Genomic DNA, 21,622 nt, shown 5'->3' with positions numbered 1-21,622 from the left:
TCCGCGATTACAAATCCGACAAACAAAAAATGCCGGTCGCGTTCCGACCGGCACCGAGGGCGGTATCGTACTTAGGCCGCGTCATCGAAGTCAATGACCGGGCCCTCATAGTCCGCCTTGCCCCGTATTCATCGCGTCGTTGACTTCCTCCAGCGTCCGATGCGCCACCGCGGCGGCGCGCGCGCTGCCATCCTGCACGATTTCCTCCACCTGGCCCGGTTTCGCGTTCATCTTCGTCCGGCCCTCCCAGATGGGCGCCATGCGTGCTACCATCGCATCCGCGACCATCTTTTTGCAATCAATACAGCCGATGGCGGCAGTCCGGCAGTCACGGGTGACCTGGTCAATGGTTGCCTGGGGCGAGAAGACCTTGTGAAATTCGAAGACAGGACAGACGTCCGGGTTGCCCGGATCAGTCCGTTTCACGCGCGCGGGGTCCGTGACCATCGTTTTTAGTTTCTGGCGCACGACCGGTTCGGCGTCGGAGAGATTGATTGTATTGCCGTAGCTCTTGCTCATCTTCCGGCCGTCGGTACCCATCACCTTGGGAAACTTTGTGAGGTGCTCCTTCGGTTCCGTGAAGACCGGCTTGTAGAGCATGTTGAACCGGCGGGCAATTTCGCGTGTAAGTTCCAAATGAGGCAACTGGTCCTTGCCGACCGGCACGACGTCCGGCTTATACAGGAGAATGTCGGCCGCCTGCAGGACGGGGTAGCCGAGAAACCCGTAGGTCGAGAGATCGCGCTCCGCGATTTCCTGCTGCTTTTCCTTATATGTGGGATTCCGCTCCAGCCAGGGGATAGGCACCATCATGGATAACAGCAAGTGAAGAATCGCGTGCTCGGGCACGCGAGATTGGAGAAACACCGTGGAGCGGTTCGGATCGATGCCGGCTGCGAGCCAGTCGATCAGCAGTTCGCGGTTGAATTCCTTGATGCGTGATGTGTTTTCATAATTAGTCGAGAGCGCGTGCCAGTCCGCGACAAAGAAGAAGCACTCGTGCGTTTCCTGAAGATCCTTCCAGTTCTCCAGGGCGCCCAGCAGATTCCCTAGGTGTAGCAGCCCGCTCGGCTGCATGCCGCTGAGGACGCGCGGTTTGCCGGCCATCGGCGCGCTCACTCGATCACCCCTGTGGTGGAGAGAATGGTGCCGGCCATCGCCCTGACGAGCGTGCCAGTGATGAGACGAATAAAGTGGATCTGTGGATCGAACATGATCAGAGCCACGATCAGCAGCATGCCATAGGGCTCGAGTCGACTCAAGGTGAGGGCAGGGCCGGCCGGCAGCAGGCTCACCAGAATGCGTCCCCCGTCGAGCGGCGGGATGGGAATGAGGTTGAACGCCATCAGTAGGACATTAATAAAGACGGAGTAGAGCGCCATGGCGGCGATCGGCAGCAGCAGCATGCCAAGGAGATCGCGGCGCGGGGACTGCCCGGGCTGCGGCGGCCAGGAGGCCATGAGGGTCGGATCGATTGCCAGCAGCCCGCTTAGCAGGAGTCCGCTCGCAATGGCCAATAACAAATTCATGCCGGGGCCGGCCGCAGCGACCAACGCCATGTCGCGGCGCGGATTGCGTAGCCGTCCTGGATTGACCGGGACCGGCTTAGCCCAGCCGAGAAAAAAACCGCCAGGCAGGATCAGACAGAGCAGCGGCAGGATCACCGTGCCAAAGGGATCGATGTGCGCCAGCGGGTTCATCGTCAGGCGCCCGTCCATCCTTGCGGTGGAGTCGCCGTAGCGGTCGGCGACCCAGCCGTGCGCGTACTCGTGAAGCACCATGGCTAGCAGCAGCGGTAGCGCCATGTAGGAAATCGTCTGGAGGATTTGCGGCAGCGAGTTCATCAATCGACCTGGACGAACTTCCCTTTTTTGATCTCGATCACATAGAGCCGTCGGTTGAGCGTGCCATTGGCGCCGAAGGCCGCCGTGCCGCTGAGCGCAGGCAGGTCAGGGGCGTTGGCGAGTACCTCGCGAACCGCGCGACCGGTCGTGGCACCGCGCTTGATCGCCTCAAGCGCAAGCCGTGTAGCATCGTAGGCTTGCGCAGCGAAACTTGTCGGGTCCGTCTGGTGGCGCAGGCGGTAGCGGACAACGAAATCATGTACGGTCGTATCGGGGCTGTCCGCGAAGAAGCCGTCCACGAAGACATCCCCCTCGATCGTGCGGTCGGCATAGCGCAGCAGATCCGGCGAGTTCCATGTGCTGTTGCCGAGAAACCCAACTTTCACATCGTGAAAGAGCAGTTGCGCAGTGATGAGGCCGATCTGCGCGGATCGGCCGGGCAGAAACACCGCGTCGAAGCCCGGCTCGTACACGACGCGTGTGCCGCCCTTGCTCATGGGGACGGTCTTCGCGTGGCCGTGCTTCTTGAGGTCCTCGGCTTTCAGACGCTTGATCTGAGCGCCGACGTCCATGTCCGTTTCTTTGTAGGACTCGACGGCGATGATTTCCCCTCCAAATTGTTTCGTCTCCTGGCCAAACAGGCGAGCCAGCTCCTGTCCGTAGGCCGTGTCGGCGTGCAGGATGCAAAATCGCTTGTAGCCGAGATACTGAATGGCATAGTCGGCGAGCCGGCGGGCTTGCTGTGAAAAGCTTGTCGCCGTGTTGAACAGATAGCCGCCCACGCGGCGGACGTCGGCCAGCGCGGCGGTCGGTGTGATGAACGGCGTATTGGTTTTCTCGGCCAGTTCCGCCGCAAGCGGCAGGTCCTTTGAATAGAGCGGTCCGATGACGGCCAGCGGTTTGTACTCGTTGAGCACGTCCCAGAGTTGAAACTTCAGCAGATTGCGGTCGGTCTCGCTGTCGACGACGATCAAGCCAACCGACGTCAGGCCGAGCGTGTCCCGGCCTTTTTCGAGCGCCAGCTTGATCCCATTATAGACCTCGGTGCCGTAGGGACTCTGCCGTCCGGAGGTCGGCAGCAGGGCGACAAGGACATGCTGGCTGGCCTTGAGCCGGCCCTTCAATACCTGCAGATTTTCCGAAGCGGTCTTAGCATAGTTGTGTGAGGGAAACCGATTCAGAAAGACTCTGAGATTCCGTTCGACCTGGTGGTCCTCGCCGCGTGCGGTGTACAGCTCGATCAGGCGAATCAGCGCGAGGTCGCCGGGGAAGGTGGTCGGGTACGCATCCCGCAGGCGAAGGAGCCCCTTGCGGTCCATTTTGTCCTGAATGAGCGTCCGGATGCGCTCGCGCACGGCGGGGCGTTCCTCCTCAGGGGATAGATTTAATTCGTCCAGCCAGACCTGGATGGCGTGCGGGAAATCGCCCTTGGTGATCAGGGTCTCCCCGCTAAGCTTGAGCGCCTCGCGCTTGGTGTCCGCTGAATCATTGAGGCTGCGAGCTTCCGCAAGATAGGCCAGGGCCTGGTCCAGATTGCCGAGGTCGGCATGGGCCGTTGCCAGAAGCAGGCGGGCGCGGTCGATCAGCGGAGACGTCGGATATTCCGTTATGAGCTGTTCGAGGTAAAACAAGGCTTCGGTGGGCTGTTTGTTGTGAAGCAGCGCCGTGCTCAGCAGCAGGTGGGCGTCGCCCGCGAACCCCGAATTGGGATAGGCAGAGAGAAAAGTCTTGAGCGTGGCCACGGCGGCGTCGTCCTGGTGCGTTTCGATTAGCCCCCGTGCCTGTTCAATCATGATCTCCGCGGCCCGCTCGCTCGGCGGGCCGGGTGTCGCCGTTTGCGCGATGGCGGCGTCGTCCGAAAGGGCTGCGAGAAGCATGACGGCCAACAGAAGCAGGGCGTGGGATCGTGTGCGGCCAGCAGAAATTTGCATCAGGGGGTATTGGATGTTGATCCGACTATACGGAGGCGCGCGCAAGGGTGTCAAGGCAATGCAGGGTGCGTGTTGCGTGATTGTCTTCGCGCGGAGGCTTCGCTATAGTCGAGCCATTCCATGGACATGCAGGGGCTTATCGACCGGTATCTCGGCACCTTGCGCATCGAAGGCGGAGTCGCGCGCAACACGCTCGAAAGCTACCGGAATGATTTGCGGAAGCTGCACCTCTTTCTCAAAGCCCGTCGTATCAGCGATCCGGCTCGGGTCTCACGCCAACTCATCACGGACTTCGTCGGAAGTCTGACGCAAGACAAGCTCTCGCCGGCCTCCACGGGCCGCTGCCTTTCCGCCGTGCGCGGATTGTTCGGGTTTCTGTCCCGGGAGCGGCTGATCCGACTCAGCCCGGTCACCGACGTCACGGTGCCACGCCGCTGGCTGCGCCTGCCTAAGACGTTGACGGCGGATGAAGTCGACCGGCTACTTCGGGTGGCAGCCAGCAACACACCGGAGGACGTCCGCGATGCGGCGATGCTCGAATTGCTGTATGCCACCGGGTTGCGCGTGTCGGAACTGGTTGGGCTTGAGCAGGCGCAGGTGAATTTGACGGTCGGCTATGTGCTGGTGCAGGGTAAGGGGAGCAAGCAGCGGGTTGTGCCTATGGGTGAGCCCGCCCGGCGCAAACTCGATGCCTATCTTGAGGCAGTACGGCCGGTCTTGTTGAAGAAACGGACCTCTCCCCATGTTTTCGTCACGCGGCGCGGTGGCAGACTGACGCGGCAGGGATTCTGGAAGCTGCTACGCGCGCGGGTGCGGCAGGCGCAGATTACGAAGCCGGTCTCGCCGCACATGCTGCGACATTCCTTTGCGACGCATCTGCTGGATCATGGCGCGGATCTGCGCTCCGTCCAGGCGATGTTGGGACACGCGGACATCGCGACCACGCAAATCTACACGCATGTGGAGCGCGCGCGGCTCAAACAACTCCACCGGGACCGGTTCCCGCGGAAGACACGTCGCATGCTGAAGAAGTGAAGGGGGCCAGTCCCAGGTGATGCGTTGTGCGGGGGGGCAGCGTATGGAAGGGGACGAGCCTCGTGGTTGCTCGCCACGGTGCAGTCATTACCGATGACGATTTAGTGCGGTTGACATCCCGTAAAGGCCTTGATACCATCGCCGATTATTTGGCAATTTTAAATATTCGGGCGGATAGCTCAGTTGGTAGAGCGCTGCCCTTACAAGGCAGAGGTCACAGGTTCGATCCCTGTTCCGCCTACCAACAGGGGAGAGAAAAAGCGGGGACGCAGAGTACGCAGGCGAACGTGGGCCATATATTTTTTACGGCCTTTTCCCCTTCGTTGATCTTCAGCCTATATCCGTCTCATATTTGTTAACGGGGCCGTCGTTCAGCCTGGTTAGGACGCCAGATTGTCAATCTGGAAGTCGCGGGTTCAAATCCCGTCGGCCCCGCCAATTTTCTGGTTCCAGATGTTCTGATTGGTCACTGCGCCGCCCCTGTGCGGCGCAGTGACTGTAGGGAGCCTTATGCCGACCAGCGCCGTGGGCACGATGGCATCGCTGGGAATCGTTTCCAAGCTGGTCCTGCTCGTTCTTCTCATCTTCTCGGTCGTTTCCTGGGCGATCATCATCGCAAAATGGCGGGGCTTCCGTGCGGCGGACCGCGAAGAGCAGCGGTTCCTCAATGCCTACACGGACACGAAGGATCGAGATGATCTGCGGAAGCAGGCCCGCCGTATAACGGTGAGCCCCAGCGCGGCCGTGTTTCTGAGTATTATGGATCGCATTGCCCCTGGGCATGACGCGCGTCACGCGGAGGACACGCCGGACCGCCAGTACCTGGAGCGCGTCGTCAGGCACGTTATGGAGGGCCAGATTTCGAGGCAGGAATCGTTTCTGCCGTTTCTGGCGACGACGGGCAACATCACGCCATTTATCGGGCTGCTGGGCACGGTGCTTGGGATCATCGATGCCTTTCAGGAGATCGGCAGGATGGGCACGGCCAGTATTTCCACTGTGGCGCCCGGCGTGGCGGAGGCGCTGGTGGCCACCGCGGCCGGCCTGCTGACAGCTATCCCTGCCGTGATCGCCTACAATTATTTTCTAACCCGAATCCGGAAATCGGTCTTTCGCGCGGAGTCGTTTAGCATCGAATTGTTAAATGCGCTACCGACGCGGACGAAAGTGGAAACCCGCGTTCCATGATGTTCGATACGCGGCGGCGCCGGTTTCTTGCTGAGATCAATATCATTCCCCTCGTGGACGTGGTCCTGGTGCTACTGATCATCTTCATGGTCACGGCACCAATGCTCTACCGCGGGATGGATCTCAATCTGCCGACTTCCAAAAGCAACACGATCAAGGCGGAGGAGCGGCTTGTCCTGACGATTGAACGCAATCAAAAAGTGTTCCTGGACAAGGATCCGGTGAATCTTGATCAACTTGGCTTCAAACTGAAGCAGGCCAAGCGGCAGAACGCGGACGTCTCGATTTACTTGCGGGCGGACCGGGCCGTGCCCTATGGGACTGTGGTGCAGGTGATGGACGAGGTCAAGCGGGCGGGTATCGAAAAACTCGGGATGGTGACGGATCCCGTGCCTGGCGCGCAGGCGACGGCTGAGCGGATCCAATAGGACTGGAGCAGGAACGATGACGGCGGCACTGCCTTCAGGATGGCCGGCATGGAGCGAGGCAGAAAAGCCCGATGTCTCGGTGGCGCCGCTGCGGCGTATGGTCATCGTGTCGCTGGCGCTGCATCTGGCAGTGCTGGCGGCTGTGGCGGGGTTCCATTTGCCGCCCAAAGTGGAACGAATGACGGCCACGCACGTGACACTGGTCGCGCTGCCCCAGCCGGAACCTCAGCCCGAGGCCCCGGTCGCGCCGTCTCCCCAGGCTGCGCCGCCAGCCGCTCCCCCGCCGACCCCGAAGCAGGCGGAGCCAAGGGCGCGGGCCAGTGCGCCGATCGCGTCAAAGACGCCGGTGTTGCCGTCGTTCAAGGAGACGATCGCGGCAAAAGCGGCGGACAGCAAATTGCGGGCTGCGCTCAAGGGGATCGAGCAGGCGCCGGCGGCACCGCGACTGGGTGACTACAAGCCGGTCCAGCCGGGCTCGCGCAGCGTACTCAACAAGCTGCCTGACGTGCCAGTGGATACGAAGTTGCGGGAGAAACCGCCGTCACTGTCCGACGTGGCCAGGGAATTGGACGCGCTGAAGCAGCCGCACCAGCAACCGGTTGTCGCATCGAAACCAAAGGCGTCGCTGAAACCGGTCACGGCCATTCAGGCGACGGGTGATCCGTCGGGGCTGGGCCGGTATCTGAGCCTGGTACAGGCCAGGATCAGCGAGCAGTGGGTGGCGCCGCCGGTCAATTTGACGGGGAAATCCCATCAGGTCGTGATCAAGTTTCGCCTGCATCGGTCCGGCAGGATCAGCGACGTGGAAATTGAGCGCGCGTCAGGAAACGGGTACTACGACGATGCGGGCAAGCGGGCGGTCCAGTCAGTCGGGCAGTTGCCGGCCTTTCCGCCGTCCGTGACAGAGGACATCTTGGAGACGCATTTTACTTTTATCGTGGCCGAAGAGGTCGGATGATGATGCTACGGAGTCGTGCAGCCAGGATGCTGGCGAGCTGCATGCTAGGTCTGGCAGGAGTCGGACTGGCCGGAGCGTTGTTGGAATCCGATGCTGCGGACGTCTATCTTGAAGCCACGCGTCCGGATTTTCAAAAGATCCCGATCGGCGTACTGGGCTTTCAGGATGGCACGGTGCCCGCGCATCCGGGACAGGACGCCGCCGCCGTGCTGGCGGCCGATCTGCGCCGCTCGCAGGTCTTCGCCGTGGCCGAGACGGGCAGACTGGGCGTGGGGCTCCCGGCGACCGGGGAACCGGATAAATCCAAACTCACCCAGGCGGTCGGCGCCGGCATCAAGGTGCTGGTCTGGGGCGTGATCGGCGTACGCGAGCCCGATTATTTGCTTGATCGGTTTGTCTATGACGACGGCAGCGAAGAGATCGGCGCGGCCAAGCGGTATGTCGGATCGAGGCCCTTGTTGCGGCAGATGACGCACCGGTTGGCAGACGAGCTGGTCGCCCGCTACACCGGCGAGCCGGGCATCGCGCAGACGCGCATCGTCTATGTATCGGAGCACAAGGGTGCCAAGGAACTGTTTGTCATGGAATATGACGGGCACGGAGCTCGGCAGTTGACGGCCGACGGATTTCTGAATATCACGCCGCAGTGGTCGCCGGACCGCAAGTATCTTGTCTTCACGTCCTATCAGAGCCGGACGCGGCAGACTATCGAAATGCTGGATTTGGCGACCGGTAAGCGGTCATCGCTGGTGTCACTGGCCGGATTGAATATCACGCCGGCACTTTCGCCGGATGGTACGAAGCTGGCATTTGCCACCAGCCAGGACGGCAATTCAGAACTCTACACAATGGACATGCAGAGCAAGGCGCTGACGAGGCTCACGGTCCACTCGGCGGGCGATCTGTCGCCCGCGTGGGCGCCGACCGGGCAGGAGCTGGCCTTCACGTCCGATCGGGGCGGCAGGCCCCAGATCTACTTGATGAGCGCCGATGGCTCCAATGTCCGCCGGCTGACCTTCGACGGCGATTACAATGCGGCACCGGCCTGGTCGCCGCGCGGCAACTGGATTGCCTACGTGTGCCGGAACGAGCAGCGGCAGTACAAAATCTGCTTGATCAGTCCGGATGGGCAGAAACGGCAGCAATTAACATCGGGTGCGGGAGTCGACGACTCGCCGTCCTGGTCTCCGGACGGGCGGCATCTGGTGTTCAGCTCGACAGGTGGAGGGAAGACCCATCTCTACATGATCAACAGTGATGGCAAGGAACAGGAGCAATTGACCTCCGCTAGCGGCCGCGATAGTATGCCCGCCTGGTCGCCCGTCGAGATCGCCAGGGTGGGGCCAGCTGCGGAAAAGCGATAATCATGTCCGATTCAGGGGGGGGAATGGTGATTATAATGAGTCGATCCATTTGCGCGATGATGATGGTGGGATGCCTCGTGCTGTTTGCGCAGGGGTGCAGTAAAACAATCGAGGGGACGTCGGGCTCGAAAACCACAGCCGAGGCGAAACCGGCGCTCCCGGCGCCGCTGACGCTTCCGGGGGAGGAGCGAGTCAGGGACAACGTTGCCGTGGCAAAAGCCGAACCGTCCTCGGACGTACGGCGGATGCAGGAAATGGAGCAGGAGGCGGCGGCGACGGCCGGCTCCGGCCTCCAGGACGCGTTCTTCACGTTTGACAGCTGGGCAATCACGAACGACGCCAAGAAATCGTTGGGTACGGATGCCCAGTGGTTGAAGGCAAATGGGGCCAGGGCGCTTACGATCGAGGGGCACTGCGATGAGCGCGGCACGCAGGCCTACAATCTGGTGTTGGGTGAGAAGCGGGCCAAGGCCGTACGCAATTATCTGGTGGATCTAGGCGTGGAAGCCAAGCGGTTGTCCGTGGCATCGTTCGGCAAGGACCGGCCGTTCTGCCGCGAACAAAATGAAGACTGCTATCAAAAGAACCGGCGCGGCCATCTCGTGGTGAAGGTGAAATAAACCAAGAGGGCAAGGGGCGCGTGGCAAGCGGCGAGCGGCAAAGACGCGGGCACATTCAAATCGCAGGGGTAGTGAGCATCTGTGTGCTGCTGGCTGGGATGGCCGGCTGCGTGCAGCCATCCGACCTCGTCAAGCAGGATAAGGACCAGTCCGCCAAGCTCGCCAAGGCGCGGGCGGACCTCGATCAGATGATCGGGGAAGCCCGGGCGAGCTTTAAGCAGGAGCTCGCGACGCTTCGCGAGGAAGATTTGCCGCAGCTGCGCGGCAACTTGGACAAGGGCGCCAACCGGTTCGATGCCATGCAGCGGCGACTGGACGATGTGGACAACAAGACGTCCGCGCGGCTGAACGTCCTGGAAAAGATTCAGCACGACCAGGCCAATCTGCTGAAAACCGAGCGTGACCGCACACATGGGGAACTGGTGAAATTGGCGGAGACCGTTGGTACGCTGGCCAGGACCGTGGATGCGCGGCTGGACGGCCAGGATAAGCAACTGGCACAGCTCGGACAGGTGCTGACGGAATTCAAGGTGGCACTGACCAAGTTCAGCGACAAGCTCACGCAGGACGAGCAGCAGACGGCCGACTTGTCCGCGCACGTCGCGGAGGTCAACAAGAGTGTGAATTCAGTGGCCAAGGCGCTGCGGACGGTCGGCGAGGCGATCGAGGCGCGGGAAGCCGAGCAGGACCGCCGCCTGGACGAGATGGCCAAGGCATTGCGAGGCATGGGGCAGGCCGGCGCGAGCAAGGGCGCCAAGCCCGGCAAAGAGGGAAAAGAAGGGAAGAGGGCAACGCGCGCAACTGGCGCCGCCGACACCCGTCAGGCGAGAGACGAGGGGGCCGCTACCGCGGCGGGGGTGGCTCCTGCACCGAATGAACCATCCGGGATTAGTGAAGAGAAGAGCTACGAACGGTCGCTCCAGGCCTTTAAGGACGGCGATTACGAGGCAGCCCGAAAGCAGTTTGCGGGGTTCATCGAGCATCATCCCAATTCAAAGCTGGCGGCCAATGCCCAGTATTGGATGGGCGAGAGTTACTATGGCGCCAAGGACTATGCCCAGGCAGTAGAGGCCTTCGATCGCGTGCAGCGAACCTATCCAGACAGCGCCAAGGCGCCGGCTGCCCTGCTCAAGAAGGGGTTTGCCTATGCCGCGCTGAACGACAAGGCGCGCGCTTCCTCTGCGTTCAAGCAGGTCGTCGAGGCCTATCCGAGAACGCCCGAGGCCGGCAAGGCGCTGGAGAAATTGGCGCAACCGCAGTAACCTTTTTCCGCAGTACGATCACCAGTAGGAGCGTATGGCCCATTGCCTGTCCATCACCGCGCGGCTGTTCGGTCTGGTGCTGATTGCAACGCTGGCCGGGTGTGCCACACACACCGATTTTGTTGAGGTCCGCGAAGATTTACGCACTGTGACCAAGATGCAGGCGCAGACGCAAAAGCGTCTGCAGGCGCTGGAATCCAGAGGAGGGGGAACGGACGCCGGCGACGGTGTGAAAGTCAGCGCCGGCCTCAAACAACAGCTGGATGAGTTGACGGCGCGTTTGAAAGCGTTGGAGGGGAAGCTCGGGAAGTTGGAAGAAGGGCAGTCGGGTTTGTCGGTGAAGACGGACCCGCTCCCGGCCGAGCCGTCCCGCCAGGCGAAGCCGGTGACGCTGCCGCCCCGTCCTGAGGCGCTCCCCGGCACGCCGGACATTTCACCGACCTCGGCGTACAATCTGGCCTACAATGATTATCTCAACGGCCGCTACGATCTGGCCGTCAGCGGGTTTCAACGGTTTCTCCAGGATTTCCCCTCTACCTCGCTCGTGCCGAACGTGCACTATTGGCTCGGCGAGTCCTATTATGGGTCGAAAGACCATGTGCGGGCCACGCACTCGTTTGAGAAGGTGATTACGGAATATCCCACCAGCGAAAAAGTCGCCCCAGCCCTCTACAAGCTTGGCCTGGCGGCGGTGGAAACAGGCAATACCGCCAAGGCGCGTGAATATCTCAAGCGCGTGCTCCAGGACTACAAGGATTCCAACGAGGCCAAGCTGGCGAAAGGCAAGCTCGCAGAACTGCGATGAGCGTGGCCAGCCGCGTCGGAAAAATCCGAGTTCTGCCGGACGAGGTGGTCAGCCGGATCGCCGCCGGGGAGGTGGTCGAGCGACCCGCCGCGGTCGTCAAGGAACTTGTCGACAACAGTTTAGACGCCGGCAGCACGAAGATCACGGTCGATATCGAGGACGGCGGCCGCAAGCTCATCCGTATCAGCGACGACGGAGAGGGCATGTTGCCGGCGGATGCCGCGCTGGCCTTCCAGCGTCACGCCACCAGTAAGTTGCGGTCCGAACACGACCTCTTTACCATCCGGACCCTCGGGTTTCGCGGCGAGGCGCTGCCGTCCATCGCGTCCGTGTCGAAGGTGCAACTGGTGACCGCGCCGCGAAGTGAGCCGGCCGGAACCAGACTACGGTTGGCCGGCGGCGCACTCGTGAAATCGGAGGATACGGCTGCGGCGCCTGGTACGCAGATCGAAGTCGAGGACCTGTTTTTCAACACGCCCGCCCGCAAGAAATTTCTCAAGACCACGGCCACCGAATTTTCCCACATCTGCCAGACCGTGCAGCAGGCAGCGTTAGCCTGGCCCGCCGTTCGGTTCCGGCTGACCCACAATGGGCAGGAGGTGTGTGACTATCCGGCCGCACTCTCCTGCCGTGACCGTGTCCTCCAAGTCTATGGTCTGCGGTTTGTCGAGCAGTCGGTGGTGGTATCCGGAGCACGGGGCGGTCTCACGGTGGCTGGCTTCTCGATCAAGCCCGCGCATCAGCGATCGGGACGCAATCCACAGGAATTGTTTGTCAATAAACGAGCGGTCAAGCATGCCGCCGTGGTGCAGGCGGTCTATCAGGCCTACGGCGCCTATCTGGCTAAGGGGCAGCACCCGCAGTTTGTACTGTTCGTTGACGTGGATCCCGACCGCGTAGACGTGAACGTGCATCCGACAAAGCGGGAGGTTCGGTTTGCCGATCAGGATCAGCTCTTTCAGATGGTCAGACAGGCGGTCGGCGCAGCCATCGGATCGGAGGCGAGGCCGGATCCGGGCTTCGTCAATCGCCAACCGTCATTCGTCATCTGGAATGAGGCGGTCCCTCAGGCGATAACACAGATGGGGCCGCAGACAAGTTTGGCGGACATTAGCCCCGAAGTGACAGCGGGCGTGGGTATGGTACAGGAATCGGCAGCGGCCCACACATCCGTATTAGCCCAGGATGTGATCCCATTAGGCCAGATCGACCGTACCTACATCGTGGTGCAGATCGGATCAGAACTCTGCGTAGTCGATCAGCACACGGCGCATGAGCGAGTGCTGTTTGAACGATTTTGCCGAACTCGGCTCGGCACCGCGGTGCCGTCCCAGCCGCTGCTTATCCCGGAAACGGTCGAAGTGCCAGCGGCAGGTGCCGTCTTGTTGCATCGCCATCTGTCCGAGCTCCAGCAGGCCGGATTGACACTGGAGCCGTTTGGCGCGCACACCTTTGTCATTCGCGCGGTGCCAGCGCTGCTCAAGCCGCTGGACTATGCCGCTCTCGTGCTCGATCTGGTGGACGACCTGTCGCAGTGGAGTACGGCCTCGCCCCTCGACACGAAACTGCGCGCGGTGATGACAACGCTCGCTTGCCACGGAGCGGTGCGCGCCGGCCGTGCGCTGGAATTGCCAGAAATGAAACGACTGGTCGAGGAGTGGATTCAGGAAGGCCTGCCGCCGACCTGCCCGCACGGGCGACTTGTGGCGCTCCGCCTGCCGGAAGAGAAACTGGCCCGTATCTTCGGGCGCGCATGAGCACGATAACGGCCAATGTTGAAGCGTTAAGGTTGACATGGCGGCCGGACCTCATAATTCGCAATTCATAAGGCACAATTCTCAAGCGGCAAGGCCGCTTGTCGTGCTCGTCGGTCCCACGGCCGTTGGGAAGAGCGGGATTGCCATTGAGGTGGCCAAGGCGTTGGGCACTGAGGTGCTGACGGCGGATTCCCGGCAGGTCTATCGCGGGATGGACATTGGGACTGACAAACCGACCCTGGCCGAACGGCAGGGGGTGCCGCATCGCCTCATCGACCTGGTCGAGCCGGATCAGCCGTTCAACGTAGGCGAATTCCGCCGGCAGGCGTTGGCCGAAATCGCCCGATTGCACGGCAACGGAAAGATTCCGTTGCTGGTCGGGGGGACCGGGCTTTACGTGCGTACGGTGTTGCATGGCCTGTGGGAAGGCCCGCCAGCTGATTGGGAGTTCAGAGCACATCTGGCGCGACAGGCTGAAACAAAGGAGGCGGATTGGCTGTATCGGCAGCTGGGTGAGGTGGATCCCGTCTCCGCGCGCCGGCTGCATCCCAATGACCGCATGAAGATCACGCGTGCACTGGAAGTGCATTATCTGCTGGGCCGTCCCCTGTCGGAGGCGCATCAACGTCACGCGTTCACGGACAGTCCGTTCACGTCGCTGCTACTTGGGCTCACGCGCGAGCGGCCCGCGCTCTACCGGCGCGTGGACGACCGGGTTGAGCTGGAAATCGCCAAGGGGCTGGTGGAGGAAACGCAGCGACTGCTGGACCGGGGCTACCGGCGGCAGTTGGGTTCCATGAAGGGGTTAGGGTATAAGCAGATGGCCGGCTATCTGTGCGGGGAGTATAACTATGAGGAAGCCGTCCGTCGGCTCAAACGGGACACGCGGCATTTCGCCAAACGCCAGATGACCTGGTTTCGCAAAGAACCCGGGGTGCAGTGGCTGACTGTCGGGGAAGCTGAAACGCCGGCGCAGACTGCCGTGCGCATTGTGTCGGACATCCAGAAATTTGTCGCTGCCGCGCAGGCGCAGGCCGGGGCATCGTCTGCAAATGTTGCACTGAGCAATTAGCGAAGCAGAAATGGCAAAGCCACACGCAGACATCGGCATCATTGGCGGAAGCGGCCTCTATCATATGGAGGGGCTGTCCAGCATTCGCGAAGTGAAGGTTCGCACGCCGTTCGGGGCGCCGTCCGACGCCGTAATCACGGGTACGCTCGACGGCGTGCCCGTGGCCTTCCTGTCGCGCCACGGCCGTGGGCACCGGATTGCGCCGTCGGACATCAATTACCGGGCCAACATCTACGCGTTGAAAACCATTGGCGTCTCGCGGGTCATCTCGGTGAGCGCCGTGGGCAGCATGAAGAAGGCGCTCAAGCCGGGGCATGTCGTCCTCCCGGATCAATTCATCGATCACACGAAGCGGCGCGCGAGCACATTTTTCGAACGGGGCATCGTAGCACACGTAGCTTTTGCGGATCCGCTCTGTGGGGCCTTGTGCAAAGCGCTCCATCAAGCGGCGGCCCGGGTCGGCGTCATGGCTCATCAAGGCGGGACCTATCTGTGCATTGAGGGGCCGCAGTTTTCCTCGCGGGGGGAGTCGTTGCTCTACCGGCAGTGGGGCGTGGATGTGATCGGCATGACCAATATGCCGGAAGCCAAGCTCGCACGCGAGGCGGAGTTGTGCTATGCCACGCTGGCGCTGGTGACCGACTACGACTGCTGGCACAGCAGCGAGGAGTCGGTGACGGTCGAAATGATCCTGGCCACCCTGCACAAAAACGTGGAGCAGGCCAAGCGCATCTTGCGGGCGGCGGTGCCGGTTGTCGCAGGATCGCGTGCCTGTGCCTGTGCGACGGCGTTGCAGTATGCGATCGTGACGGCGCCGGAGAAGATTCCGGGGGCCACAAAGAAAAAGTTGCAGCCGCTGATCGGTAAATATCTCAAAAAGCCGCGCAGCGTCAGGCGTGAGGGGTAAGGAGCGACAATAGCATGGGGAAACTGCTGGTCGTCGGGTCGGTGGCGCTGGATACGGTGCAGACGCCGTTCGGACAGGCCGAGGAAGTACTGGGCGGATCCGCCACGTATTTTTCAACGGCCGCGAGCTATTTCACGACGGTAGATCTGCTTGCCGTGGTGGGCGAGGATTTTCCCGATACGCATGTCACGTTTTTGAAAAGCCGTGGCATCGATCTGACGGGACTCGAACGGCGTCCCGGCAAGACCTTCCGGTGGAAGGGCGAATATACCTATCAAATGAATGAGGCGCACACGCTCGACACGAAGCTCAACGTGTTTGAGACGTTTCGCCCCAAGCTGCCAGAGTCTCTGCGGGCGCCATCGCTGCTCTTTCTAGGCAACATCGATCCCGAGCTGCAGCTTGACGTGCTCAAACAGGTGACGCGGCCGTCGCTGGTTGCCTGCGACACGATGAATTTCTGGATCGAGCGCAAGCGCGACGCGCTGTGGAAGGTGCTCGAACAGGTGGATGTGCTGATCATCAACGACGGCGAGGCCCGAGCGCTTGGCGGAGACCCCAGCCTGGTCAAAGGGGGGAAGGCCATCCTGTCGCGCGGTCCCAAGCATCTGATCATCAAGCGCGGTGAGTACGGCGTCTTAATGTTCAACCACAAGCAGACGTTCGGCGCCCCAGCGTTTCCATTGGAGCAGGCTAGGGATCCGACCGGGGCGGGTGATACCTTCGCGGGCGGGTTCATGGGCTACCTGGCGTCTACAGGCACTTTGTCCGAAGAGGCGTTCCGGCAGGCGGTGATCTTCGGCAGCGTGATGGCATCCTTTACAGTGGAAGCGTTTAGTCTTGACCGGCTGCGCGTCCTCGACTACAAAGAGATCGAAGCGCGGTTCAAGGAATTCAAGCGATTGACCCACTTCGAGGATGTGAGGGGAGCGTGATGCTGATGATGCGCGAGACCAGGCTGGGCAAGGATAAGGGGGGCACGGTGGAAGCCAAGGTACTGATGAAACGGGTGCAGTTATGACGGAGGCGGCGGCAGACATCACGGAATCGGTCGGCGACTTCTTTCGGCAGGTCCGAGAGACCAAGGGCCTGACACTGGAGGAAGTGGCTCTCAAGACCCGCATTCATCTGGACTATCTCAGGGCGCTGGAAGAGTCCAACTTCACCAAGCTTCCTGATCAGGTCTTCGCCAAGGGGTTTGTGCGGTCCTACGCGCGGTCGCTCGGGTTGGACGAGGAGGACGCCATGCGGCGCTTCACTGCGTCCTCCTGTACCTTTTACAGCAAGCACGAGGAGCGGGAACGCCTGCGGCAGCAGCAGGTGGAGGATGAGCGTAAGCGCCAAGCCAACCGCAAGGTCGTCGTCGCTGGTGTTGGCGTGGCCGTGCTGGGATTGATTCTGCTGCTCACGCGCGAGCAGGGGGCGGTGTCGGTCATGCGGCCGCTGGTGCCGGCCAAAACCGGACGGGAAGCCGAGCGAAAAAGTGCCAGGGAGGCGGGAACTTCGACGGAAGTGAGCACCAAGAGCGGGGCGATACCCGCATCGGCCGGGGGGACAGTGGTCACGGCGCCAACATCAGCCACGACAAGCGATCCGCTGGCGGGCTTGCCGCTGGATGGCGGCGCGGAGTCGGAGAATGTGTTGATTTTGGCGTTGGAAGCCACGGAGCTGAGCTGGGTGTTGGTGCAGACCGACAATGCGAGTCCGCACGAGGCACTGATGCGGCCGGGGGATCGCCTGACCTGGAGGGCGAACGAGAAGTTTTCGCTGACGGTTGGCAATGCCGGAGGTATTCGGGGCGAGTTGAACGGGACGCCGTTGGCACCGTTCGGGCCGAAGGGCAAAGCTATTCGGGATATCGTGGTGACACGCTAGCTTTTCCCAGATTAAGAATTAGGAACAGGCCCGTCGCGCTCTTTGCTCCCGGCCTCTCCAAGTGGCTTTCCTCAACGCTTGAACTCACGAGCCGGTTTGAGTTCCATCCGCCGTTCCGGCCCCGCGTTCCGTTTCCATCCAGAGGGCCTTCCCGCCACAGCGGAATCAGACCGCCGCACTTCCGGTGGCGCGCAAATTTGCGCCTCTTGCTGAACTCATGCGCATGGGTCTTTTCCCGGTCAGGGGGGGGTCCGCAGTCTGTCGTAGGATTGACAAGTCCACAAAGCCGTAGCTATAGTGCGACGTTTTTTGCCCGACGGACGGTCAGGCGCCAATCATGGCTGCGGACACGCATCGTTGGAAAATAGATCTTAACAAGGAGGAGTTGTGATGGGTTATCTCAAGGCAGTCGGTCTGGTGACCGCACTCATGTTTGTCACGGCGACCGCCGCTGTGGCTGAGGAGAGGGATCCTCTCAAGGCGCGCGTGCCAGCGGATGCGATCGGTGATGCGAAGGCGATGAAGAACCCGGTTGCCGCGACTCCGGAGAACATCGCCAAGGGGAAGGCGATTTTCGAAGGCAAGGGCACCTGCTATAACTGCCACGGAAAGACTGGCGAGGGCAACGGCCCGGCCGGCGCGATCCTCAACCCGAGCCCGCGGAACTTCACGAACTGTAAGTTCCACAAGAAGCGGAAGGACGGCGAGTTGTTCTGGGTCATCAAGAACGGCAGCCCGGGCACCGGCATGGTGTCGCTCACGCCGGGCACGATCAGCGAAGAGGAAGCCTGGCAGGTGATCAACTACGAGCGGAGCTTCTGCAAAAAGGGCGGCGACGAGTAGTCGATTCCCTTCCATCGAGCAGTAAACGAGGCGGGGAGGATGTCATCCTCCCCGCCTCGTTGTTTTTCATGAGCCTGTTACCGTGTGGCCGACTTCGACAACACCAGCCCGGCGGCGGCGCTCGACAACGGCAGGGGTGGGACAAACAACGGGTGCTGCTCCTGATTGAACTCTTGCCGGGCCACGGCGGGGACCGTCCGTCCAACAAAGGCCGTCAGTTCACCCAATGTGATGTCCCCATCCAAGTTGGTATCCGCCTCGCCTTTGAGTCCGCGCAGCAAATAATAGGTGAAGAGGCCGTGGCGCAGTTTTGGGGGCTCAAGCCCGCTCTGTAAGCCGGCCGCGCCGATGAGGTGCAGGACCGGGCTCTTGGTCCCGCTCCACTGCGGCCCACGCGCCTTGGAACCGGCCGGCCCGATCGGTAGGATACCCCCATCGAAAATGAAGATCGTCTGTTTGGCTTTGAGCCGGACGAGTCCCGCCTCCAGATCCTTGAGCGGGTAAAGTCGTGCCGTTGAGTTGGCCTTGCCGTCATAGGGGACGAGATAAGTTTCGCCGCTCGGTGAGACGGCGGCATGCCCCGAGAAGTACACGATCACGACCGAGTCGGAGGACAGCCGCTTCGGCAGCCATTCCAGAATCGTGTCTTCGATATCGGGGCGGAGCGCTTTCCAGTCCTGGAGCAGCTTGATGTTGGCGAGCGGCACACCGCCCACTGCCTGAAAATAAGCGGCCGTCAGTTCCGCGTCCAGCGACGAATATTTGCGCGCAGCCAGTTGCGGATCGCGATAACTGCTGACGCCGACAGCCAGAACGTAGGTGTGCGGACGCTGCAAGCCTGTGCCGGCCGGAATCTGGTCGATGGAGTCGAACCGTGCCGCACCGCTGCGCACAGACGCTGTCAGAGCCTGCGAGAGCGGCGCACTTGATCCGGTCGCTGCGCTGACGGCCACAGTCAGTTCTGCTTTCTGGCTTTCCAGCGCCTGCGGTATCGTGGCGGCAAATTCCACCGAACGGGATTCGCCCGGCTGGAGGCCTCCCGCCGAGAGGGTGGTAGACGAAAAACCTGAGAGCAGGGCAGGTAGGCCGTTTAATGTCACGTTCACGCCCGTCACAGGTACTGTGCCGGAGTTAGTCAGATCCACGCGCACCTTGACGCGTTCGCCGCGTTCGAGAAAACCGTCGCTGTTTTCATCAAGCAGTGTGGCTTTGAATACCAGTGCGGATGCCGTTCCCGATGGGCCTGCCCCCGCGGCTGCTGCGCGGCTGGCCGGATCCATCACGTCCCGCGAGGCCCTAGCAAAGAGCGTGGCCAGACTTACGGCAGCGCCGCTGGCAAACGGCTCCATCAGATAATCGCAGCGTTTTTGCGTGACTTCGAGATAGACGCGGTCGCGGTGCGTGACTTTGAGCGGAATTTCCCCTAGGACCTTGCCGGATGGGTCGCGGAACAGGGCCACGGCTTCGAGCACCAGCTCGGCCGGGACGCGGTCGTACAGGGCCTCCTGGTTGACCTTGAAGCCCTGTTGTTCCAGGACCACGTGGATGGAAACGTCGGCGGGTACGCCAGATGGTTTTTTGCCGGGCAGCTCGACCGTTTTGAACGTTTGATCGGCGGCGTCAGTCAATGCCGATTCCAGTATCTGCCCCAGCGCCACCGGAATATTTGGACGCCCGCAGTTGTCTGTGTAGGTGAACTCGGTCGATGTCAAGGACGGGTCCAACGTCAGGGCGGCCGTCATTGGCAGTTTCGGTCCCATGTCCGGCAAGGCCGCGCGCGTCCACCCAATTTTGGCGCAGCCAGCTGTCAAAAGGGTTAGCAGGAGGACCAGGGCCGAAACAGATGGCAGGGGGCGCAGTATCCAACGATGCACGCAAACCTCTTTCAGGATGCTGTGACGCGCCACCGTACCGAAATCGATTCGGGATTGCAACTTTCACGGTGGAATCGACCGACGCCCATGCGGTGAAAATAGGCAAGCTTGCCACTTGAGGGCACCTCGTTTATCCTGCCGCTATGCTGGTTCTGGGTCTTTCCAACATGCGCGATGCGGCGGCGGCGCTCGTGCAGAACGGGCGTGTGGTGGCCGCAGCCGAGGAAGAGCGGTTTGTCCGCATCAAACACGTTACCGCACTGCCAGTCCATGCTATGCAGTGGTGTCTGGATCATGCCGGCGTGCATTTGGCAGACGTGGACGCGATTGCCGTGCCGTGGAAATACTGGCAGGTCGGCCGGCGAGCGCGGCTGGCGCTGGGCGCGATGCTTCGTTCGCCGGCGCTCTTCAGCGTGAAGGGCCGTCGCAGCGCGGAGCGTTTGTGGCAGGAATGGGCAGAGCTGGCGTTTCTCCCGCGGCATCTCCAGCGGTACTTCGGGCCCGGTCGCTACGACCCGGTCTTTCTGGATCATCATCTCTGCCACGCGGCCAGCGCCTTTCTCGTTTCGCCCTTTGAACGGGCGGCAATTCTGATCGTCGACGGCGCCTCTGAGGCCCACACGACCACGCTACTGGCCGGGGAGGGGCAACAGATGCGGATGTTGCAGCGGACGGCGTTGCCCCATTCGCTCGGACAGTTTTACGCCGCGATCACGGCCTTTCTCGGCTTCACGCCGGATCAGGACGAATACATCGTCATGGGGCTGGCGGCCTCCGGCGAGCCGCGCTTTGCCAACGTGCTGCGCGAACAAGTTCTTGGCGTGAAGCCCGACGGACAGTTTTGGTTCAACACGCGGCTGCTCGACTTTCACTTGGCCCGGGCCGGACTGTTTTCGCTGGCGTTCGAACGTTTGGTTGGCCCCCATCGCGTTGTGACTGAGGAGATTCAGCAGCGACACCGCGACGTGGCGGCCAGCGCGCAACGGGTATTGGAAGAAACGTTGCTGCATTTGGCGCGACATCTTAAGAAGCTCACAGGCATGGAGGCGCTCTGTCTGGCCGGCGGCGTCGCCTTCAATTGCGTCGCCAACAGCCGCCTGAGGTCCGACAGCGGGTTTTCGCAGGTCTACGTGCAGCCGGCGGCTGGCGATTCGGGCGCGGCGCTGGGCGCGGCGCTCTGGTGGACGGCGCGGCGTGGCGGGTCGACGACGCACGAGCCGATGTCTCATGCCTATTGGGGGCCGGCCTTTTCTGAGGACCATTGCCGCCATGCCCTGGCTGAGGCCGGGTTGTCCTGGCAACGACTGACGGATGATGCGTTGATCAGACGGATGGCGGGGGAATTGGCAAACGGCCGGCTCGTCTTTTGGTTTCAGGATCGCATGGAGTGGGGGCCGCGCGCGCTGGGCAACCGGAGCCTGCTGGCTGATCCGCGCCGCGAAGACATGCGCGAGCTGATCAATGCCAAGGTGAAATTCCGCGAGCCCTTTCGGCCGTTTGCGCCAGCGGTGCTGGAGGAGCGGGCCGCTGAGTATTTCGACATCGCTAGACCATCGCCGTTTATGCAGTTCACACACCGGGTGCGGCCGGAGGCCAAGGGCGTGTTGCCGGCCGTGACGCACGTGGACGAGACGGCGCGCGTACAAACCGTCGACAAGCAGTCAAACCCCCGGTTCCGCGCGCTGCTGGAGGCCTTCGCGAAGCAAACCGGCGTGCCGGTGCTGCTGAACACCTCCTTTAATGTCCGGGAGCCGATCGTCTGCACACCTGAAGAGGCGATCCAGTGTTTCCGTCGCACGCAAGTCGACTGGCTGGTGCTGGGGAATCTGCTAGTGGGGAGAGGCCGTGAAGCGTGATGG

At 61.8% G+C, this 21,622-nt stretch carries 19 protein-coding genes and 2 tRNA genes; 17 read left to right on the top strand and 4 right to left on the bottom strand.

What is annotated here, in order from left to right; genetic code table 11:
* Nucleotides 1–105 precede the first annotated feature (105 nt).
* Genes trpS through FJ248_00335 form a run of 3 tightly spaced genes read right to left on the bottom strand, consistent with a single transcriptional unit; the run spans nucleotide 106 to nucleotide 3,775 of the window.
* Nucleotides 106–1,107, bottom strand: coding sequence for a tryptophan--tRNA ligase (gene trpS, locus FJ248_00345; GenBank protein ID MBM4119338.1), 1,002 nt, complete (start codon nucleotides 1,105–1,107; stop codon nucleotides 106–108).
* 8 nt (nucleotides 1,108–1,115) lie between these two features.
* Nucleotides 1,116–1,844, bottom strand: a complete 729-nt coding sequence (locus tag FJ248_00340; GenBank protein MBM4119337.1) for a site-2 protease family protein — start codon at nucleotides 1,842–1,844, stop codon at nucleotides 1,116–1,118.
* Entirely contained in the window at nucleotides 1,844–3,775 is a 1,932-nt protein-coding gene (locus FJ248_00335; GenBank protein MBM4119336.1) for a tetratricopeptide repeat protein, read from the bottom strand. Before FJ248_00335 ends, FJ248_00340 begins: the two co-directional genes overlap by 1 nt.
* Nucleotides 3,776–3,901: 126 nt before the next feature.
* Between FJ248_00335 and xerD the strand changes: the two genes are divergently transcribed.
* The 16 genes from xerD to FJ248_00255 all read left to right on the top strand — a co-directional run bounded on the left by xerD (nucleotide 3,902) and on the right by FJ248_00255 (nucleotide 17,889).
* A complete protein-coding gene (gene xerD / locus FJ248_00330) occupies nucleotides 3,902–4,810 on the top strand; it encodes a site-specific tyrosine recombinase XerD (GenBank protein MBM4119335.1) in 909 nt (302 codons plus the stop codon).
* 168 nt (nucleotides 4,811–4,978) lie between these two features.
* Nucleotides 4,979–5,054 (top strand) — tRNA-Val (locus FJ248_00325).
* Nucleotides 5,055–5,170: 116 nt separating this feature from the next.
* Nucleotides 5,171–5,248, top strand: a tRNA-Asp gene (locus FJ248_00320).
* Nucleotides 5,249–5,320: 72 nt separating this feature from the next.
* Nucleotides 5,321–5,998, top strand: coding sequence for a hypothetical protein (locus FJ248_00315; GenBank protein MBM4119334.1), 678 nt, complete (start codon nucleotides 5,321–5,323; stop codon nucleotides 5,996–5,998).
* The gene (locus FJ248_00310) at nucleotides 5,995–6,426 is read left to right on the top strand and encodes a protein TolR (GenBank protein MBM4119333.1); all 432 of its coding nucleotides are present in this window, start codon (nucleotides 5,995–5,997) and stop codon (nucleotides 6,424–6,426) included. The genes FJ248_00315 and FJ248_00310 overlap by 4 nt, the downstream gene beginning before the upstream one ends.
* Before the next feature lie 16 nt (nucleotides 6,427–6,442).
* Nucleotides 6,443–7,384, top strand: coding sequence for a TonB C-terminal domain-containing protein (locus tag FJ248_00305; GenBank protein ID MBM4119332.1), 942 nt, complete (start codon nucleotides 6,443–6,445; stop codon nucleotides 7,382–7,384).
* A complete protein-coding gene (tolB, locus tag FJ248_00300; GenBank protein ID MBM4119331.1) occupies nucleotides 7,381–8,748 on the top strand; it encodes a Tol-Pal system beta propeller repeat protein TolB in 1,368 nt (455 codons plus the stop codon). The genes FJ248_00305 and tolB overlap by 4 nt, the downstream gene beginning before the upstream one ends.
* A gap of 2 nt (nucleotides 8,749–8,750) precedes the next feature.
* Nucleotides 8,751–9,368 (top strand): hypothetical protein, encoded by a 618-nt coding sequence (locus tag FJ248_00295; protein MBM4119330.1) that lies wholly within the window; start codon nucleotides 8,751–8,753, stop codon nucleotides 9,366–9,368.
* 71 nt (nucleotides 9,369–9,439) lie between these two features.
* Nucleotides 9,440–10,630 (top strand): tol-pal system protein YbgF, encoded by a 1,191-nt coding sequence (gene ybgF, locus FJ248_00290; protein MBM4119329.1) that lies wholly within the window; start codon nucleotides 9,440–9,442, stop codon nucleotides 10,628–10,630.
* Between the two features lie 34 nt (nucleotides 10,631–10,664).
* Entirely contained in the window at nucleotides 10,665–11,435 is a 771-nt protein-coding gene (gene ybgF / locus FJ248_00285; protein MBM4119328.1) for a tol-pal system protein YbgF, read from the top strand.
* Nucleotides 11,432–13,192, top strand: coding sequence for a DNA mismatch repair endonuclease MutL (gene mutL / locus FJ248_00280; protein MBM4119327.1), 1,761 nt, complete (start codon nucleotides 11,432–11,434; stop codon nucleotides 13,190–13,192). The genes ybgF (FJ248_00285) and mutL overlap by 4 nt, the downstream gene beginning before the upstream one ends.
* Before the next feature lie 37 nt (nucleotides 13,193–13,229).
* Nucleotides 13,230–14,264, top strand: coding sequence for a tRNA (adenosine(37)-N6)-dimethylallyltransferase MiaA (gene miaA, locus FJ248_00275; GenBank protein MBM4119326.1), 1,035 nt, complete (start codon nucleotides 13,230–13,232; stop codon nucleotides 14,262–14,264).
* 10 nt (nucleotides 14,265–14,274) lie between these two features.
* Nucleotides 14,275–15,171, top strand: a complete 897-nt coding sequence (gene mtnP, locus FJ248_00270) for an S-methyl-5'-thioadenosine phosphorylase (GenBank protein ID MBM4119325.1) — start codon at nucleotides 14,275–14,277, stop codon at nucleotides 15,169–15,171.
* A gap of 14 nt (nucleotides 15,172–15,185) precedes the next feature.
* The gene (locus FJ248_00265) at nucleotides 15,186–16,106 is read left to right on the top strand and encodes a sugar kinase (GenBank protein MBM4119324.1); all 921 of its coding nucleotides are present in this window, start codon (nucleotides 15,186–15,188) and stop codon (nucleotides 16,104–16,106) included.
* An 82-nt stretch (nucleotides 16,107–16,188) separates the two neighbouring features.
* Nucleotides 16,189–17,046: a helix-turn-helix domain-containing protein gene (locus FJ248_00260; GenBank protein ID MBM4119323.1), complete on the top strand. Its 858-nt coding sequence runs from the start codon at nucleotides 16,189–16,191 to the stop codon at nucleotides 17,044–17,046.
* Nucleotides 17,047–17,436: 390 nt separating this feature from the next.
* Nucleotides 17,437–17,889 carry a c-type cytochrome gene (locus FJ248_00255; protein MBM4119322.1) on the top strand — a complete coding sequence of 151 codons (453 nt, stop codon included), beginning with the start codon at nucleotides 17,437–17,439 and terminating at the stop codon, nucleotides 17,887–17,889.
* A gap of 77 nt (nucleotides 17,890–17,966) precedes the next feature.
* Here the strand turns inward: FJ248_00255 and FJ248_00250 are convergent, their stop codons facing one another.
* Entirely contained in the window at nucleotides 17,967–19,763 is a 1,797-nt protein-coding gene (locus FJ248_00250) for a hypothetical protein (GenBank protein MBM4119321.1), read from the bottom strand.
* Nucleotides 19,764–19,906: 143 nt separating this feature from the next.
* Between FJ248_00250 and FJ248_00245 the strand changes: the two genes are divergently transcribed.
* Nucleotides 19,907–21,619 (top strand): carbamoyltransferase, encoded by a 1,713-nt coding sequence (locus FJ248_00245; protein ID MBM4119320.1) that lies wholly within the window; start codon nucleotides 19,907–19,909, stop codon nucleotides 21,617–21,619.
* The last annotated feature ends 3 nt before the right edge of the window (nucleotides 21,620–21,622 follow it).

Origin of the sequence: Nitrospira sp. (genome assembly GCA_016873435.1) — a bacterium.
Lineage (GTDB): Bacteria > Nitrospirota > Nitrospiria > Nitrospirales > Nitrospiraceae > VGXF01.
The sequence above is the reverse complement of the archived record's forward strand: the minus strand, read 5'-3'. Positions and strand labels throughout refer to the sequence as shown.

Excerpts from the sequence above, each read along its gene's own strand:
- FJ248_00260 (MBM4119323.1), top strand. The coding sequence starts at position 16,189 with ATGACGGAGGCGGCGGCAGACATCACGGAATCGGTCGGCGACTTCTTT.
- FJ248_00315 (MBM4119334.1), top strand. The coding sequence starts at position 5,321 with ATGCCGACCAGCGCCGTGGGCACGATGGCATCGCTGGGAATCGTTTCC.
- miaA (MBM4119326.1), top strand. The coding sequence starts at position 13,230 with ATGGCGGCCGGACCTCATAATTCGCAATTCATAAGGCACAATTCTCAA.
- FJ248_00245 (MBM4119320.1), top strand. The coding sequence starts at position 19,907 with ATGCTGGTTCTGGGTCTTTCCAACATGCGCGATGCGGCGGCGGCGCTC.
- FJ248_00255 (MBM4119322.1), top strand. The coding sequence starts at position 17,437 with ATGGGTTATCTCAAGGCAGTCGGTCTGGTGACCGCACTCATGTTTGTC.
- FJ248_00295 (MBM4119330.1), top strand. The coding sequence starts at position 8,751 with ATGTCCGATTCAGGGGGGGGAATGGTGATTATAATGAGTCGATCCATT.
- FJ248_00335 (MBM4119336.1), bottom strand. The coding sequence starts at position 3,775 with ATGCAAATTTCTGCTGGCCGCACACGATCCCACGCCCTGCTTCTGTTG.
- xerD (MBM4119335.1), top strand. The coding sequence starts at position 3,902 with ATGCAGGGGCTTATCGACCGGTATCTCGGCACCTTGCGCATCGAAGGC.
- trpS (MBM4119338.1), bottom strand. The coding sequence starts at position 1,107 with ATGGCCGGCAAACCGCGCGTCCTCAGCGGCATGCAGCCGAGCGGGCTG.
- FJ248_00340 (MBM4119337.1), bottom strand. The coding sequence starts at position 1,844 with ATGAACTCGCTGCCGCAAATCCTCCAGACGATTTCCTACATGGCGCTA.
- FJ248_00310 (MBM4119333.1), top strand. The coding sequence starts at position 5,995 with ATGATGTTCGATACGCGGCGGCGCCGGTTTCTTGCTGAGATCAATATC.
- mutL (MBM4119327.1), top strand. The coding sequence starts at position 11,432 with ATGAGCGTGGCCAGCCGCGTCGGAAAAATCCGAGTTCTGCCGGACGAG.
- tolB (MBM4119331.1), top strand. The coding sequence starts at position 7,381 with ATGATGATGCTACGGAGTCGTGCAGCCAGGATGCTGGCGAGCTGCATG.
- FJ248_00305 (MBM4119332.1), top strand. The coding sequence starts at position 6,443 with ATGACGGCGGCACTGCCTTCAGGATGGCCGGCATGGAGCGAGGCAGAA.
- ybgF (MBM4119328.1), top strand. The coding sequence starts at position 10,665 with ATGGCCCATTGCCTGTCCATCACCGCGCGGCTGTTCGGTCTGGTGCTG.
- mtnP (MBM4119325.1), top strand. The coding sequence starts at position 14,275 with ATGGCAAAGCCACACGCAGACATCGGCATCATTGGCGGAAGCGGCCTC.
- FJ248_00265 (MBM4119324.1), top strand. The coding sequence starts at position 15,186 with ATGGGGAAACTGCTGGTCGTCGGGTCGGTGGCGCTGGATACGGTGCAG.